We start from the raw sequence: 16314 nt of genomic DNA on the forward strand, positions 1-16314 counted from the left end.
AATCTGTTTGTATTTAGGTCTTTGTTCTAATTTTGCAAATGTAAAAATTTTTCTCAGATAACGTTTGCATTCGTCAACTACTTTACAGCACCTGTTCGATGGGTAAAACCGATTCTATAGTCTCCCTTAAATAAAACAACAAAAGCATCTGGAACGCCACAGGAGTCTTTATATTTGGCCGCTTCCTCGTATGTGTTAAATCCGCCAATAGTGTATCTATGCCATCCTCCCACAAATAAATGCTCTATAACATCTCCTCCTTTATATCTTTTGAATAGTTCAACAGTTCCCATCTCCTTGTGGCTTGCTGCAATTTGCACCCTATAGACAAAAGCTTCCAGCGCTAATTCCTGTTTTTCAGGTTTCTCTATTAATTTTGAGGGTGGATCAATTACAATTGTTGCAATTGGTGTTATCATTTTCTTTTCTACTGATGCAGTGGTTTTCTTTTCTACAGGTTTTTCCTCATTAACAACCAGAGGCTCGGTTTTTTGTTTTTGTCTATAAATATCAAAGCCGCCTAATCCACCACTCCGTTCGGATGCAAAATAGAATACTCCTAGTTTATCTTTAAAAAAAGTAATATCATTATCCGTGCTATTAATTGGGAAACCCAAATTTTCCGGTTTTCCCCACCTATTGTTTTCCTCACGATTACACTTGAATATATCGTATCCTCCCATTGAATTATGTCCTTTCGAGCTAAAATACAATTCCTTTCCATCTGAAGTAACAAACACATCTCCTTCATCATATTCTGTATTAATTTCAGCTCCAATATTCATTGGCCTCGACCATTTCCCCTCATCATCTCTACTACTAAAATATATATCACATTCCCCAAATCCACCTTTCCGGTTACTAACAAAATATACTTCCTTCCCATCATCGGTGAAACTGGCAGAACTTTCCCTAGAAGATTTCTCATTTATGAATGATACAGGTTTAAAATACCTCCATTTATCATTCCGTTTATCAGCATAAAAGAGATTTCCATTCCCGGAATTATCAGCATAAACAACAAACTGATTATTCAAATATTTAGACAATAACGCAACATTCGATTTTTTGTCGAATTTAGTATTTAAAGCGATAGATTTACCAAGCACTCCATCAGTAAGTTTAGCTTTATATATTTTCTCGTAAAATTTATTATCCTGAACAGATCTTTGGTCTTGACTCTCGATTCCTCTACGAGAGCTGAAATAAAAGTTGCCGGAAAATACAAAAGGATTAAACTCATCGTATTTGGTGTTTACATTCCCTGAAAGCAATTCTATTTTTTCAGCACCAATCTGTTTTATGAAGATTTTCCCATTCCTACACTCATCAATATGCTTGTTGCATAAATTCATCAGTTCTTTCGAAATGGATTCATTGCTTTGTTGAATTAATTCCTGATTCATTTTGAACTGAACAATTGCCTCACCAAACTTATTTTGGTATTGATATGCCAAACCAATAAAAAAATGAACATCCGACCTAAGATTTGCCTGTAATGAATCAGCTTTAAGCATATATGATAATGCCTTATCCTTCGGTCCATTAATCAAATAACAAATCCCAATATTATAATTCAATTGCGGACTTTCCGAATTCGTATCATAAGCCTCCAGCAATAAATCTAAACATTTCCCTACATAACCCAATCCTTTAGCATATAACTTGTTTGCTTCCTTTATTTTAGAATAAGCTATTTTTCGTTCCGGTATTTTCTGAACAAATTCAGATTTATTAATAGGCAATAACTCCTGGGCATATAGGGTATTGCCAAACATTAGGAATATTAACAAAATGAGCGTGTAAAAAAGTCCCTTCATATTCTTAGAGTTTAGATTTTTTTAAAGATGGTTCTAATTTAAAGAAATCTGAGCATTATTGAAGGGCAAAACTTTTAAAAGGAAGATTAATTAAAAAAAGAATAATTTAAATCATAAAATCACCAGACTTGAAACAGAATAAAAACTAAGTATTTATAGTATTACTGCGTCCTTTTGCTAATAGGTAAATTAAAAATTAATTAGTATTATTGCATTATATGTACTCTAATAAGTAATGTGAAATTTATTAGTGAATAGCAAGGAAATTATTCTTTAAATAGTTCAATAGATTCGGATTCAAACATCAACATAATCACATCAACCTTCTAAATATGACCCAAAGCGAAAATATTATTGATTTATCCTATTTGAAAGAAATGTCGGGGAATGACAAAAGCATTATCGAGGAAATGATTGAAATTTTCATCGAACAAATCCCTGAATTTGAAGAAGAAATTTCAACTCATTTCGAATTACAAGACTGGAATGGTCTTGGGGCCATTGCCCACAAGGCAAAATCTTCGGTTCGAACGATGGGAATGGAATATATGGGAGAATGTCTAGAAAAATTAGAACATTATTCAAAAGGAAATCTTAAATTTGAATTACAGCTAAAAAAAGAAAAAGGTATCGAGTTTAGCCCTGAAGAGGAAAAATACTGGCGCAATGTGATGTATGAAACAAAAAGTGATGTTGATTTAAAAGAAATACCCGAACTTGTTGAAAGTTTTCTCAATCAATGTCCGAAAGCCTTGGAGGAACTTCAATATACTTTAAAACACCTTTAAATTATTAATTAAGCTATGAATATAGAAACCAAACAAATTGATACTATTACTATAATGAAATTAGGTGAAACCAATCGTCTTTATGCCCTGAATGCCAATATAGCTAAAGAAAAGATGAATGAAGTTCTTACGCAGCCTGAATCCAAACTTGTAGTGGATTTTGAGGCCATAAATTTTATAGATAGTTCAGGATTTGGAGCTTTATTATCCGCTCTTAAAACATCAAAAGAACATCACAGTAAAATTAAATTATGCAATATCAATAGGGATGTTATGGAATTGATCGAATTGATGCAATTAGATTCAATATTTGATATTCTGCAAGATCCTTCAGCTTGTATCAATAGCTTTTCATCTGTAGAATAAATCGCCAATATGGCCAATGCTTCGCCACATATTCTAGTTGTTGACGATGACGTAATTATCCTAAAGTTTATTGAGTTTACCCTGAAGGGATTAGGTTATCAAACTACACTTGCAAAAAATGGAAAAGAAGCTATCGAACATGCTAATAATCAACACTTCGATTTAATTATTTCTGATTTGTATATGCCATTAATGGATGGCAACGAGTTGGTACGTCACTTTCGAAAATCTCCAGAATACAAACACACACCTTTTATTTTTCTTTCAGGAAACAATGAGGAGGAGACCTGGATCAAAAATTTAAATGATGGTGCAGACGATTTCATCACCAAACCCATCAAGCAGAAGATCTTCATTTCTAAAATAAAATCTCATCTTAAAAAAGCCTATTTAAGAGCAGATCTAATAAATGGTGCCCGTAAAAACAATATAAATTTCGATAAAGGAAGTCTGATTTATTGTGCAAATCGGATTAAACCCTTCCCTCTGTCGCGAAAATATATCAAAACAAAAATAAAAGTTGTTTACACAGATACTGATCTGTTTATGGCTTTACAGGAGATGAATACCTGGGGTATTATCATCGATGATAATGCAAACTGGGCTATGGATATTATTCAAAAGATAACGGAAATTGTATCTCAACATATTCCAGTAAGCCTTCTATTATCGGACACGCAGGATACAGAAAAAATTGACTCCTTACTCAACTATCAAATCAACACTTATCTTTATAAATCACTACCCTCTAAACTAATTATTCATCAAATAAATTCAGATATACAGAGAGAGGTTATCTTAAAGAACAAGTATCTAAACGCATTAAATACAGCAGCAAAAAGATCTCCAATACGTTGTGAAAATGATTACGAATTAGATGTAAGAGATTACAATATTCAAATATTGCACGAACCATATGATAAATTACCCGGTGGGGATTATTATGAAATAATTGAAGTAGATGAAAATCGAAAAATTTTTGTTTTGGGCGATGTAATGGGTAAAAAATGGGATGCCTGGTTTTTCGTACCTGCCTACATTGCCTATATACGAAGTACCATTAATTTTTTTTTAAACAGAAAAGAATTCGATTTTGTAGCATCCCCTGGTAAATTTCTTGAAATTATTAACCAATACGTATTTAAAGATTTAAAACTAACCGAGGTTTTCACAACTCTTAGTATAATATCCATCTGCACAGCTTCAAATAAAATAAGTGTTGCTTCTGCTGGTGCTCTCCGCCCTTATTACTTCAATGGTGCTGACAAAACCATCTCTCAATTAAATATTGTTGGAACCTTATTGGGCGTTATTCCAGATGCCAGATACCAAAGTTTGGTACACGATTTCCAGCAAGGAGACAAACTGATATTTTATACTGATGGCTTTACAGAAGCTACCAATGACAAGAATAATGAAATGATTGGGGATGATGCTATATTTTTTGTTTTAGAACAAAATAAAGAAGAAAAAAATCTATCGCCCAGAAAGATGGAGGAAGAACTTACTCATGAATTCAACGTATCAAATTTCGATGATGATAGAACACTTATGATTATTCAAAGAAATTAATTCTTTTCGCCTTTATATCCAATATTTTTATCATTTTTGCCATTGAAATAAAATTAGCTGCGATGAATGATATCATTGGATGGATAGGTAGTCTTCTTTTTGCAATTTGTGCGCTACCACAAGTAATTCACACTTTTAAAACCAGAAAAACAGACGATTTAAACGAATTGTTTTTATGGCTTTGGTTTTGGGGAGAAGTATTTACTTTTACTTATATAATCATTGATGATCTTGCCAGCAACATCCATCATATTCCACTATACTTCAACTATATTTTCAATCTTATTTTATTGTTCTATTTACTTTTTGCCAAGTACACCTACAATACAAAACCTACCACCTTAGCTATTCTAAGGCATAGAATCAAAAAGAATAACAGATAAAGAAAAAGCCGAATAGAAATTCGGCTTTATAAATTAATGTCTGGTCACTGTATTCTTAATTTTCTCCCGAATTTCTCTTGATTCATCTGAGAGCAAAAAACTCTTAGTCGACTGAGGTAAAAAATCCAGAATTTCTTCCAATCGATCTTTCCGTATAGCTTCTCTAACTTTAGATGCTGATATATAATTTTTATCCCCACCACAAGTAATACGAGGTATCTCCAAAACTTCGACCCCATTTGCAGGCAAGTGTTTCAACATTGCCTCATTATAGGCTGCAGTAACTGGAGAATACATCTCTGTTCCAACATATCTCTTATTAATATTTAAAATTGGAACAATATATCTTAAAAAAGTTAACACATCTAATTCAGCCTGCTTCGCAGCAATATCACATTGTTTTTCTTCCTTTAAGAAGTAACAAGGAAATATCGTTCCAGAAACTACATAATCTCCCCCCTTTACCATGATCAAATTGTCAATATGACCTAACTCCTCTTTTATTAATCTCCAACGAATATTGAATGTGAAAGAGGAACGATCTTCTTCAACAATAAAAAGATAAACCAATCTATTTTCCTTACAGGCCTTTTCGATTAAATATTTATGCCCTTTGGTAAAAGGATTACAATTCACAACAACAGCTGCAATATTGCCAACAGTTACTTCCCTTCTGAGTGATCTTAAATAATCCTGGTAAGTTTTAATATTTTCGTAGCCAAACTCCAAAACCGAAAACAAAGGCTCCGCAGTTGCAATTTCAGTAAATCCAAGTCCTTTAAATACCTCTAAATTCCGAGGTTTAGTATAAACAAAAATGTGCTTAAACTTTAAAATAACTCTATCAATTAGATGGGTAACAATTTGAGCGAAGGCAGCACCCTCTCTAAATTTTGGTGATACGGCTACGTATTTAAGCACTTTGCCTTTGTGTGATCCTGTTCCGATCACCTCTCCATTTAAATTGTACAATATCATTGTATAATCCACATCATGAGGATCAAAATCAAATCCAAGAGGTTCCAGAAATTCAGAAACCAATTTTATATCAAACGGGTTAATTAAATCTAAAGATTCTTCCCGATAATCCGTATTTTCAACTCCCATCCCTTTTTCCGTTAGTTTATTTACTAAATATTTTGTGTGATCTATTATGCTATTAAATACTATTCAATGTTATGAGATTTTAATGACAAACACATTTTTTTGAATATGTTTCAAAGGTTCTGAGGACCCCCAAAAACATGATAAAAGTTTTTTGAATATTCCTCCTATTTTTGTATTCATCATGATTTCCCATATCGCCTATTAATCTTATAGAGAAACAATGAAACTGCAAGTAAATCTGCTGATCCCCCAGGTGATATATGATTTACCTGACAATACTCAATTAACTCCTGATATTTTAATTCAAAAAAACGAATCTCTCGAGTAATATATGCTTGATGTGATTTCTCCTTTAGTTCCTCCAAGATGTTCTCTCCCTTACGATATAATATATTGCTATCGTCATTATTTGCCATTATAGACAATAATGCAAGCGTAAGTCCCTTTTGAAGTATTTTGTCTGTCAATACCTCCACCTTATCAAAACTCCCTCTTAATACCGGAAGGGCATATTTAAAAACAGTTGGTAATCCATCTTGAATTTCTCCTCTTATTCCTTTTCCTTTTTCACCAAATTTGTCAAAACACTCCTCTCCATGAGTCTTTTGATTTGGATACATTCTTCGAACAAGTTCCCTATCGACTAAATTTCCATTAAGATCTTTAATTATTTCAACAAATTTCTGGTAAGAAAAGTTTCCCTGAGCGATAAGATAAGCACTAATAAACAGAGAAAATCCCAGTAAAAAAATGGCTCCTTTATGCGTATTTACACCATTAGTCTCGATAAACATATCCTGTTCCATCCTTATCCCCACCTGTCTTAATTTAGGTAGCGCGTCCGAAAGATGCTCTCCGGAAAAAGTATATCCAAAATCGACTATTTCTTTAAAATAAACAGAAAGAACAGCACTTGAATTCAAAAAAGTACCGAAATCCATATCTGTATGAGAACCATTGGATACCCGATCCACTAATCCAGGTTTTGGAGTAAGTGCAACTTCGTGCAAAAGTGCTTTTAACCCTTCTGCTGCAATGTCTTTAGAGATTCTTTCTTTCTCCTTCTCCTTCCAATATAAATTAATATCCTTACTAATTTTTTGCCTTAGCTCATTCAAATCATGAGCTTGATTTCTCATACAATAAACAGCAGGATGCGAATTGCAATAATAGCAAGCTTTTGCCTTACCTGAAGATACAGGATTGCCTTTCTGATCCGTAATATCCACATCTATAAGTCTGCCTAACGGATGTTCCTCCTCAAAAATTTCTGTTATCCTTTTAATATCTGTAGCCTCATTTCCTTCCAATAAAACTGGTGTCAAATAAAACTCTCCTGCACAATCCTCATGATTTATTTCCTCTTCTTCACAGATATTAATCCGATAGGACAATAAGAATATTTTCAAATCATTCAAACAAGAATCAAAAAAGTGCTTGAAGAGTGAATTTGATTTAGGGTAGCCAGGAATATTCAGACTGAAGCTCAGAGAAGCATTCCCTTGATCCGCAAATTTTTGCCTTGCTTTGGCTCTTTGCTCTTTGGCTTCTAATATATTTTGCAATACTGTATCCATTCCTTCACAAAATTACACCCTAAAAGTAGAATTACAATTAGGGTGCAACTTTTTATTAATTCATTCAGATAACTTTAGGAAAGATTCTCCACATTGTATATTACATCGATGATCGTTCCATCCCGGTATTCTACCAGAGCAACTATTTTATCCCCAAGTTTTTTCTCCGCGGGCAAACCAGTCATCTCCTCCACTTCCTTTTTAAGATCACGAATATCCACAACCTTTACACCTGCCTTTTTTAAGGCAGCTGCCAGATTTGGTTTCGAAGGATTCACACAAACGCCTCTTTCTGTAACAATTGCATCAACGCTTTCTCCTGGTGTTACCACGGTGTGTACCCTATCCTGAACAATAGGCAATCTACCTCGGAAGGAAGGACAAACAATAACCGTTAAACTTGCACCGGATGCAGTATCAGAATGCCCTCCTGAAGCACCACGAATTTCACCGGATGCACCTGTTATAACATTCACATTAAAATCAACATCAACCTCTAAAGCACCAAGAACAACCACATCTAATTTATTGGTCATCGAGCCACAATTGTTAGCATTCGCATACTGATCACCGGTGATTTCTATATGATTAGGGTTATTTAATACCGAAGTACTAACGGCAGCATCAAAAGATTGAACATCAAAAATAGAATGAAACAATCCTTCATTCAGCATATCAACGCCATAGGAAGTTACCCCACCAATCATGAAGCTTCCTTTAATATCCTTGCGTTTCATATCCTCACGAAGAAATTTAGCAACAGCCAAAGAAGCACCACCAGCTCCTACCTGAAAGGACATTCCATTTTTAAACAAACCAGAATGTTCGATAACAGAAGCTGCAATTTTTGCAATCCGCAAATCCATTGGTGATTTGGTTATACGCGTAGTACCAGAAGCAATTTTCGTTGCATCACCAATACTATCTACCTTAACTACAAAGTCAATAAAATGCTGACGTATAGTACAAGGAACACAAGGATATTCTACCAAATTATCAGTAACGATAATTACATTTTTTGAATATCTGGCATCAATATCAGCATATCCCATTGACCCAAAAGCTGACGGCCCGTGAGCACCGGTTGCATTTCCTTCTTCATCAGCAGCGGCAGCGGCCAATACCGACAAATCTGGCTTAATTCTTCCGGTAAGGAAATCACGAACACGACCTCCATGAGAGTGAATTATGGCTGGATATTTCAATTTTCCCTTTGAAATAATTTCCCCTAATTGTCCCCTAATACCAGAGGTAAATATTTTTGTGATCATCCCTTTTTCCACGTATGGAACCAATCCATCATGAGCGGAAGTTAGCGACGAAGAAGCCAAAGTAATATCCTTGATTCCTAATTGATCTAAAATCTTAATGGTAGCCATCAATACATGATCTCCACCCCGCAAATGGTGATGAAAAGTAACGGTCATACCGTCAAAAGGATTGCACTTTTTTATTGCATCCTCTAAAGTATCACACAGTTTAGATGTATGTGGCTTTTTCGCTTTTAACGTTCGGGAGATATTTGTAACAGGCACCTCATCTTCGATAATACTTTTCCATACGCCCTGGAATGGTTCAAGCTTACCCAAGCCTTCTATATATTCTGGAATTTCTACTCCAATTGCATTTTTCATTTGTTTACCTTTTAGATGTCATAAATAGATCTGATTTCAAGTAAAATTATTTTCCACTTAAAATCCAATTACCCGACACTTTTTTCGATTTCCTTTAAATCGATATTTGCATATTCTAAAACTGTAATTGCCCTTTGTACTACAGGAGCATCTACCATTTTTCCGTCTATTGCAAAAACACCAATACCAGCTTTTTTATTCTTAATATATTCAGAATAAACGCGGTAAGATTTTCGAACTTCATTTTCGGTTGGATTAAATACCTCGTGTACCACATCAACCTGTCTGGGATTGATGAGTGCTTTGCCTGCAAAACCAATTTTCTTAATATACTCAGTTTCCTCCCTTAATCCTTCTTCATCATTTACATCTGCAAAAACAGTATCTAAAACATCTAAATTATAAGCTTTTCCAGCCATCACGATTCGCTTGCGAGCATAGTCTATACCTACTCCATCAGGAGTTTTTATAATTCCCATATCAGCAGTCAAATCTTGTCCACCAATAGTTATTGCATCAATACGAGGGTCTGCCGCAGCAATATCATAAACATTTGCCACTCCTTTAGCAGTCTCAATCATCACATGAATCGTCATGCTAGGCTCTTCGATATCATGCTCCGACTCAATTCGGCGAACTTCCTTCATGAATTCCTTAACATCCTCAACAGTTTCCGTTTTTGGAAAACGAATATTATCTGGCTGCAAGGGAACGATTTCTTCCAAATCGGACAATCCAAAAGGAGTATGCATGTTGTTTACACGAACACAAACTTCTGTGTCGTAAAAATTAACTGTTTGCAACATATTTCTCACCAAAATACGAGCGGCATCTTTCTGGTTTAATGCCACAGCATCTTCCAAATCCAGTAAAACTGCATCACATCCATAAACTCCGGCCTGTTGAATCATGGCTGGGTTGTTCCCCGGGATGTATAACATCGATCTTCTTTTCTTTTTAGCCATTACAATGTTCCCTTCTGAATTCCTAACGATCTTTTAATAGCAGTTTCCACTCTTGCTCTTATAGTTTGGTTGAGCGCACCTTTATCCTTAGCGATAAGATGTACATCTTTAATTTCCAGTTCATCCAGAACTTGAATTATCGTTTTGGTAATATCTGCTTCAAATTGCAATATTACCGTTGAAGATATATCGACCTGGCGACCGGTATCCGGCTGAACAGGCTCAATCAAGATCATAATATCACTTGATTCAAAAGTTCCGGCTTGCGCTTTAAACTTTGGTGTCATGCGTTGTAAATATTTGTTTAAATATAGTTGTGTAGTGATAATTTTAATAGTGCAAATTTTAGTGACTTTCGATAGAATTCAAAGCACTTTTAAAGATTTTTTTCCCTAATGCTACAATGTTTTATAACAGAGTTCTCAAAACACTATTCCTCAAGCTATTACCATCAATGACTATTAGTTGTTTTTCTACATTTATAATTAAATTGTATAAAAATCAAGTCTCAAATGAGTTTTTACACTCTTTTCAATTTTAATATCGATGTTTGTAAGCTCAATTTATTGAAATATTAGCAAACACAACAAAGGTTCTGCATAAATGCAGAACCTTAATTGTTAGTAATAAGTTAGTGGTTAGTCTAAACTTATCCAAAGATAAATTAAAGGTGTGATTAATAGAGATCACAAATGGTAAAAGTTTGTTTTTCTCTTAAATCTGTCGCAATATAAGTGTAAATATTCAGTTTACGCAAACGTTTTCTGGGTTTTTAACAAAACCTCTCCTCTATTTTTATCAAATTGAATAATGACATTACCAATGAATATATTTTTAGGATAGAACAATCAATACCTTCCGTTAATGCAACTAGAATGCTTTTTTTGCTTAAGGATGTATCTAGTAAATCAAAATATTATAGTAGTATTTTATCTTAAATAGAAAAAGGAGTAATCAAGTCTAAACTCAATTACCCCTTTAATATTTCTATCTTCCGGATTGGATTATTTATTCAGCTTTCTGATTAGCAAATATCTGTAAATCCGTGTTACTTATCTTGCACCGACAAGGGAAACAGATGAAATGGTATCGCCCATTCCTACCAGGGTTACCGGTTTTTCAATCAATATTGTTGGTACTGCTATAATTTCGAATTCATCATTTGAATGAATACCTGTTTCCATTAGTTTGTTAGCCCCAAACTGTTGAGATACCAAATTACTCAAGTTCTCCAATTCATTTAAACCGATCTCAGAAACTTCATGGTCCTTAGCCCAAAGCAGCACTTCATTAGTATCGATGGCACCAGTTCCTGCCTTAGCGGCGGCTACAGTTGCTGCCAACTGCATTCCATTTCTATTTTGATCCGGAGTAATCCTAAATCCTTTCTTTTGCAAGGTAAGATACAAACCAAACATATGCAGTTGCATACGAGGACAGTTGGTATATTCATAAATCTTTAACATACCTTTAAATAGATTGGAAGCATTCGTATTCTTTTCGCACTCCTCGGCCAATTCCTCTTCTCCTATCACTTCTAAAATATCAATTAGCTCTCGTTCGTTAAAACCTACGCTATCCACACTTTCCACCAAACTATCAATTAGGTGCTTTCTTACCACCTTATCCTGTGTGGAAGCGATTTCCAAATGCAATAAATTATCCGGACAGGATTTTCTCCAATTTGCAATCATCTCCTTAGACAAATCAATGCGATCGGCACCAGTAGTTCCATCCTGAAGTGTTTCGTGAAGCATTTGATAACCCGATAAAATGATATATTCAGGATTTACATCTTCTTGAGCCATTCGTTTATCGAAGTTCTCGTCCACATGTAATTTAAAATTTAATGGATCGTAAGTAGCAATAAATCGGTTTGATTTAGGGCAAATATAAGTTTCCCCATCAATACTTATTGAATCTCCTTTGTCAAATTCAATAATCCAATGAATTAGAGCATTTTCGGAAGCTCTATTCACTTTCGAAGCCTGAGTCAGATCCCCATTTTCATTTGTTGTAAGCAAATTAGGAAGATCTAAAAACAGCTGAGCTTGTGCTTGTGGAGCAGAAGCACAATGAACATATACCTGTTTCACACCACAAACAGCCATTACATTGGCAACAATTCCACCTTGTCCGCCCATTTGCAATTTATCGTAGCCCACATTCTTGTTCAGCCATTCGAATACTTCAACTTCTTCAATCAACCACTCTTCAGCAATACCTGATTTAAAACAATTCAAAAATCCTCTGATGGCGTCTTCCTTTGTACGAATCGCTTTCGCTCCATCAGAAATAATAGCCTCAACATTCAAACTATTCTCCTTAATGAGCTTTTCGATATTTTTACCACTCACTTTGATTACTGCATCAACATTAGCGTTAAAAGCACTTATTAAGCCGTTAATATGACTCATTTTCTCCAATTGAGCCGGAGCTGTTTTATAATTCTCAAGCCATTTGGATTTTAATTCGGATGTTGACATTTAGGTATGATTTTTTATTATAATTTCTAGTTATTATCGCTATGATATTAAAGGCAAAGGAAATTAATAATTCGATAAATTAGGAAAATCAGTACCAAAAAACATTAAAAAATCAACGCAATGGTTTGCATTTTCATAAATACAAATCACTATTTTAAAACCTAATAAGTCAATCTATTACAAAAAGATGCAATCTATTCTACTATCTTTTTGAATTTCCCGAAACTTGTATTATACCATTGAAAGCATCATAACTAATAGCAAGGAAGGACGTCCCCCAAAGAACATCCTTCATAGTACTTCTAAATGTATGCTTGCAAATCATCAAAGGTTTCGAAAAACCAAATTATCTCCCTCCACATCAATCAGGATTTGCTGATTGGAAGTAATACTCTCGGATAGAATCTGCTTTGACAATTCGTTAAGAATCTGCCTTTGCAATACTCTTTTTATGGGTCGGGCTCCAAATTGCGGATCGAAACCAAGATTACTCAGATAATTTAATGCAGCATCACCTAGTTGAATATGAATATCGTTCTTCGCAAGCATGGTCTTTATGATTTCGAATTGCAATGCCACGATACGTTTCACATCCGATAAATCCAGTGGAGTGAATACAATGGTTTCATCAATTCTATTCAGAAACTCCGGACGAATACTTTTCTTCAACAAGTCCAGTACTTCACTTTTTGCCTGTTGTAATAATTCCTCCCTATTTTCCTCATTCATTCGTTCGATTTTCTCCTGAATTAGTGGCGAACCAACATTGGATGTCATAATGATGATAGTATTTTTAAAGTCTACCACTCTACCCTTATTGTCGGTTAATCGACCATCATCCAGCACTTGCAGCAAGATATTAAACACATCAGGATGCGCCTTTTCTATTTCATCGAGTAGGACAACAGAATAAGGTTTTCTGCGAACAGCCTCGGTCAATTGTCCCCCTTCATCATATCCCACATATCCCGGAGGAGCTCCAATCAATCGGGAAACAGAATGTCTTTCCTGATATTCCGACATATCGATTCGGGTCATCTGGCTTTCGTTATCGAATAAAAATTCAGCCAAAGCTTTTGCCAGCTCCGTTTTTCCAACGCCGGTAGTTCCTAAAAATATGAAGGAACCAATTGGTCGGCTTATATCCTGTAATCCGGCACGACTACGGCGTACTGCATCGGCTACAGCGGTTATTGCTTCCTCCTGTCCGACAACACGCTTGTGCAACTCCATTTCCAAACCCAACAACTTCTGACGTTCTGATTTCAGCATCCGATTCACGGGAATACCAGTCCAACGCGAAACCACTTCAGCGATATCTTCACTACTCACCACCTCTTTGATCAAAGCATCAGAATGCTGATTGGCCTTAAGCTGTTTATTCAGGCTTTCGATATTGGCTTCCACCTCCTTCAATTTTCCATATCTGATTTCGGCTACTCTACCGTAATCTCCCTCACGCTCTGCTTTCTCTGCTTCGTACTTTAAATTCTCTAATTCTTCCTTACTTTTCTGAATACCATCAATCACTTCTCTTTCTGCTTCCCATCTAGCTCTGTAGCGATTTCGCTCATCGTTTAATTCGGCAATTTCTCTCGACAGATCTTCCTGTTTTTTCTTATCGCCTTCACGCTGAATGGCCAGACGTTCAATTTCCAATTGTTTGATTCGTCGTTCGATCTCATCCAATTCCTCAGGTAATGAGTTCATTTCCAATCGCAACTTAGCAGCCGACTCATCTATCAGGTCAATAGCTTTATCCGGTAGAAACCGATCAGAAATATAGCGTTGTGACAATTCAACTGCCGCTATGATGGCCTCATCCTTAATTTGTACTTTATGATGATTTTCATACTTCTCCTTCAATCCACGTAAAATAGATATGGCGCTCAAAGTATCCGGTTCATTCACCATCACCTTTTGAAATCTCCGCTCAAGCGCTTTGTCTTTCTCGAAATATTTCTGATACTCATTTAAGGTTGTAGCACCGATAGCCCGCAAATCGCCACGCGCCAAAGCAGGTTTTAAAATATTAGCTGCATCCATGGCGCCATCGCTTTTACCAGCTCCAACCAAAGTGTGAATTTCATCGATAAAAAGGACTACTTCACCATTCGACTCCACCACTTCTTTCACCACCGATTTTAATCGCTCTTCGAATTCCCCTTTGTACTTGGCACCAGCAATCAATGCTCCCATATCCAAAGAAAAAATTTGTTTATTCTTTAAATTGTCCGGCACATCTCCTGCGATGATTCTATGTGCCAAACCTTCTGCAATGGCAGTTTTTCCGACACCAGGTTCTCCAATTAAAATTGGATTATTCTTTGTTCTACGCGATAGTATCTGAAGAATTCTTCGGATTTCCTCATCCCTGCCGATCACCGGATCCAGTTTACCATTTCGGGCTCGTTCATTCAAATCTATGGCAAAACGTTTCAAACTATTAAAGGTATCTTCGGCAGTCTGAGAATCTACTTTGGCACCTTTCCTTAAATCTGAAATAGCCATCTTCAAATCTTTACCTGTAATGCCATTATCTTTTAACATCTGGGCAATTTGATCCTTTGTTTCCAGAAGTCCTAAAAGAATATGCTCTACCGACACAAATTGATCTCCCATTTTTGCTGAAATATCCGTAGCTGACTGCAATGCTTTTGTTGCTTCACGAGACAAATAGGGTTCTCCTCCACTCACTTTAGGATAGGATGCTAGGATCTGATCCAAAACCAAATCGAAATTTTGAGTATTAACCCCTAGCTTCTTGAGTAAAAAGGAAGTTACATTTTCTCCCTCCAACAATACCCCTTTCAGCAAGTGACCGGTATCCACAGCTTGTTGTTGTTTTCCCGAGGCAATTTGAAATGCTTTTTCGATTGCCTGCTGCGATTTAATTGTAAAATTATTGAAGTTCATTTTTTTGTGATTTTTTAATTTACCATCCAAACACTTTACGGATTGATTTGCATCTCCATTGCTCCAAATTATTTGCCAACATATCATTTCTTCATTTATTCTGCAATTTTGACATTTTCAACAAGTCAACCAATGTCAATTTGACATATTATTTTAGACTTCCCTGTTATTTTTTCATGTTAAAGAACTATATTCTCAATAAACTAACCACATCAGATTATTTATATATTTACCATCTTAAATTTTCAAAATAAATAAATCAAGATATGAAAGCAACAACTTGCTGGACAAAAGGAATGTCCTTAAATGCAACAAACAACAGAGGTCACGAAGTGGTTATGGATGTTCCGGAAGGAAAAGGAGGAACGGATCTAGGAGCAACTGCCTTTGAATTGTGTTTAATGAGCTATTCGGGCTGCGTTAATACCATTTTTAATATGGTGGCTACAAAAATGAGAATTGAATTCGATGCACTGGAAGTAGATGCTACAGGATTGCAAAAAGAGGATGCCCCTACATTTACAGATGTGGAAATAGAATTAAGAATTAACACCGAAGCAAGTGATTCAAAAATTGAAAAATGCTTGGAGAATACGCTTAAACTTTGCCCTGTAGGTGTATTATTCCATCAAGCAGGAGTGAATACCACTTATACTATTAAAAAGTTACAAATGGCATAGGTCTTAAATATTTGATCCTT

The 16314-nt window shown here is 35.4% G+C and carries 13 protein-coding genes; 5 read left to right on the plus strand and 8 right to left on the minus strand.

Going from position 1 to position 16314, the window contains the following annotated elements; translation table 11 throughout:
* Positions 1-77: 77 nt before the first annotated feature.
* The gene (locus DLK05_RS02455) at positions 78-1820 is read right to left on the minus strand and encodes a PD40 domain-containing protein (protein WP_127342399.1); all 1743 of its coding nucleotides are present in this window, start codon (positions 1818-1820) and stop codon (positions 78-80) included.
* 332 nt (positions 1821-2152) lie between these two features.
* On the opposite strand from DLK05_RS02455, the gene DLK05_RS02460 reads away from it, so the two are divergent.
* The 4 genes from DLK05_RS02460 to DLK05_RS02475 all read left to right on the plus strand — a co-directional run bounded on the left by DLK05_RS02460 (position 2153) and on the right by DLK05_RS02475 (position 4929).
* Complete coding sequence (locus DLK05_RS02460; RefSeq protein ID WP_127342400.1) at positions 2153-2608, plus strand: Hpt domain-containing protein; 456 nt, start codon at positions 2153-2155, stop codon at positions 2606-2608.
* Positions 2609-2623: 15 nt separating this feature from the next.
* Complete coding sequence (locus tag DLK05_RS02465) at positions 2624-2974, plus strand: STAS domain-containing protein (protein ID WP_127342401.1); 351 nt, start codon at positions 2624-2626, stop codon at positions 2972-2974.
* A 9-nt stretch (positions 2975-2983) separates the two neighbouring features.
* Positions 2984-4546: a response regulator gene (locus DLK05_RS02470; RefSeq protein ID WP_127342402.1), complete on the plus strand. Its 1563-nt coding sequence runs from the start codon at positions 2984-2986 to the stop codon at positions 4544-4546.
* A gap of 62 nt (positions 4547-4608) precedes the next feature.
* Positions 4609-4929, plus strand: a complete 321-nt coding sequence (locus tag DLK05_RS02475) for a PQ-loop repeat-containing protein (protein WP_127342403.1) — start codon at positions 4609-4611, stop codon at positions 4927-4929.
* A 33-nt stretch (positions 4930-4962) separates the two neighbouring features.
* Here the strand turns inward: DLK05_RS02475 and DLK05_RS02480 are convergent, their stop codons facing one another.
* From DLK05_RS02480 to clpB, 7 genes are all read right to left on the minus strand, one after another.
* Positions 4963-6036: a [citrate (pro-3S)-lyase] ligase gene (locus DLK05_RS02480; protein WP_127342404.1), complete on the minus strand. Its 1074-nt coding sequence runs from the start codon at positions 6034-6036 to the stop codon at positions 4963-4965.
* Between the two features lie 179 nt (positions 6037-6215).
* Entirely contained in the window at positions 6216-7613 is a 1398-nt protein-coding gene (locus DLK05_RS02485) for a triphosphoribosyl-dephospho-CoA synthase (RefSeq protein ID WP_127342405.1), read from the minus strand.
* Positions 7614-7687: 74 nt separating this feature from the next.
* On the minus strand, positions 7688-9247 hold the full coding sequence (citF, locus tag DLK05_RS02490; RefSeq protein WP_127342406.1) for a citrate lyase subunit alpha: 1560 nt from the start codon (positions 9245-9247) through the stop codon (positions 7688-7690).
* Between the two features lie 68 nt (positions 9248-9315).
* On the minus strand, positions 9316-10212 hold the full coding sequence (locus DLK05_RS02495; protein WP_127342407.1) for an HpcH/HpaI aldolase/citrate lyase family protein: 897 nt from the start codon (positions 10210-10212) through the stop codon (positions 9316-9318).
* Entirely contained in the window at positions 10212-10499 is a 288-nt protein-coding gene (citD, locus tag DLK05_RS02500; RefSeq protein ID WP_127342408.1) for a citrate lyase acyl carrier protein, read from the minus strand. The genes DLK05_RS02495 and citD overlap by 1 nt, the downstream gene beginning before the upstream one ends.
* Positions 10500-11264: 765 nt before the next feature.
* On the minus strand, positions 11265-12698 hold the full coding sequence (locus DLK05_RS02505) for an ADP-dependent glucokinase/phosphofructokinase (protein ID WP_127342409.1): 1434 nt from the start codon (positions 12696-12698) through the stop codon (positions 11265-11267).
* 324 nt (positions 12699-13022) lie between these two features.
* The gene (gene clpB / locus DLK05_RS02510) at positions 13023-15614 is read right to left on the minus strand and encodes an ATP-dependent chaperone ClpB (protein ID WP_127342410.1); all 2592 of its coding nucleotides are present in this window, start codon (positions 15612-15614) and stop codon (positions 13023-13025) included.
* A gap of 266 nt (positions 15615-15880) precedes the next feature.
* Between clpB and DLK05_RS02515 the strand changes: the two genes are divergently transcribed.
* Positions 15881-16294 carry an OsmC family protein gene (locus tag DLK05_RS02515; protein WP_127342411.1) on the plus strand — a complete coding sequence of 138 codons (414 nt, stop codon included), beginning with the start codon at positions 15881-15883 and terminating at the stop codon, positions 16292-16294.
* Positions 16295-16314: the final 20 nt, after the last annotated feature.

This window comes from Ancylomarina longa (assembly GCF_003996985.1).
Classification (GTDB): Bacteria; Bacteroidota; Bacteroidia; order Bacteroidales; family Marinifilaceae; genus Ancylomarina_A; species Ancylomarina_A longa.

Excerpts from the sequence above, each read along its gene's own strand:
- DLK05_RS02515 (WP_127342411.1), top strand. The coding sequence starts at position 15,881 with ATGAAAGCAACAACTTGCTGGACAAAAGGAATGTCCTTAAATGCAACA.
- DLK05_RS02465 (WP_127342401.1), top strand. The coding sequence starts at position 2,624 with ATGAATATAGAAACCAAACAAATTGATACTATTACTATAATGAAATTA.
- DLK05_RS02455 (WP_127342399.1), bottom strand. The coding sequence starts at position 1,820 with ATGAAGGGACTTTTTTACACGCTCATTTTGTTAATATTCCTAATGTTT.
- DLK05_RS02460 (WP_127342400.1), top strand. The coding sequence starts at position 2,153 with ATGACCCAAAGCGAAAATATTATTGATTTATCCTATTTGAAAGAAATG.
- DLK05_RS02475 (WP_127342403.1), top strand. The coding sequence starts at position 4,609 with ATGAATGATATCATTGGATGGATAGGTAGTCTTCTTTTTGCAATTTGT.
- citF (WP_127342406.1), bottom strand. The coding sequence starts at position 9,247 with ATGAAAAATGCAATTGGAGTAGAAATTCCAGAATATATAGAAGGCTTG.
- DLK05_RS02485 (WP_127342405.1), bottom strand. The coding sequence starts at position 7,613 with ATGGATACAGTATTGCAAAATATATTAGAAGCCAAAGAGCAAAGAGCC.
- DLK05_RS02505 (WP_127342409.1), bottom strand. The coding sequence starts at position 12,698 with ATGTCAACATCCGAATTAAAATCCAAATGGCTTGAGAATTATAAAACA.
- citD (WP_127342408.1), bottom strand. The coding sequence starts at position 10,499 with ATGACACCAAAGTTTAAAGCGCAAGCCGGAACTTTTGAATCAAGTGAT.
- DLK05_RS02495 (WP_127342407.1), bottom strand. The coding sequence starts at position 10,212 with ATGGCTAAAAAGAAAAGAAGATCGATGTTATACATCCCGGGGAACAAC.
- DLK05_RS02480 (WP_127342404.1), bottom strand. The coding sequence starts at position 6,036 with ATGGGAGTTGAAAATACGGATTATCGGGAAGAATCTTTAGATTTAATT.
- clpB (WP_127342410.1), bottom strand. The coding sequence starts at position 15,614 with ATGAACTTCAATAATTTTACAATTAAATCGCAGCAGGCAATCGAAAAA.
- DLK05_RS02470 (WP_127342402.1), top strand. The coding sequence starts at position 2,984 with ATGGCCAATGCTTCGCCACATATTCTAGTTGTTGACGATGACGTAATT.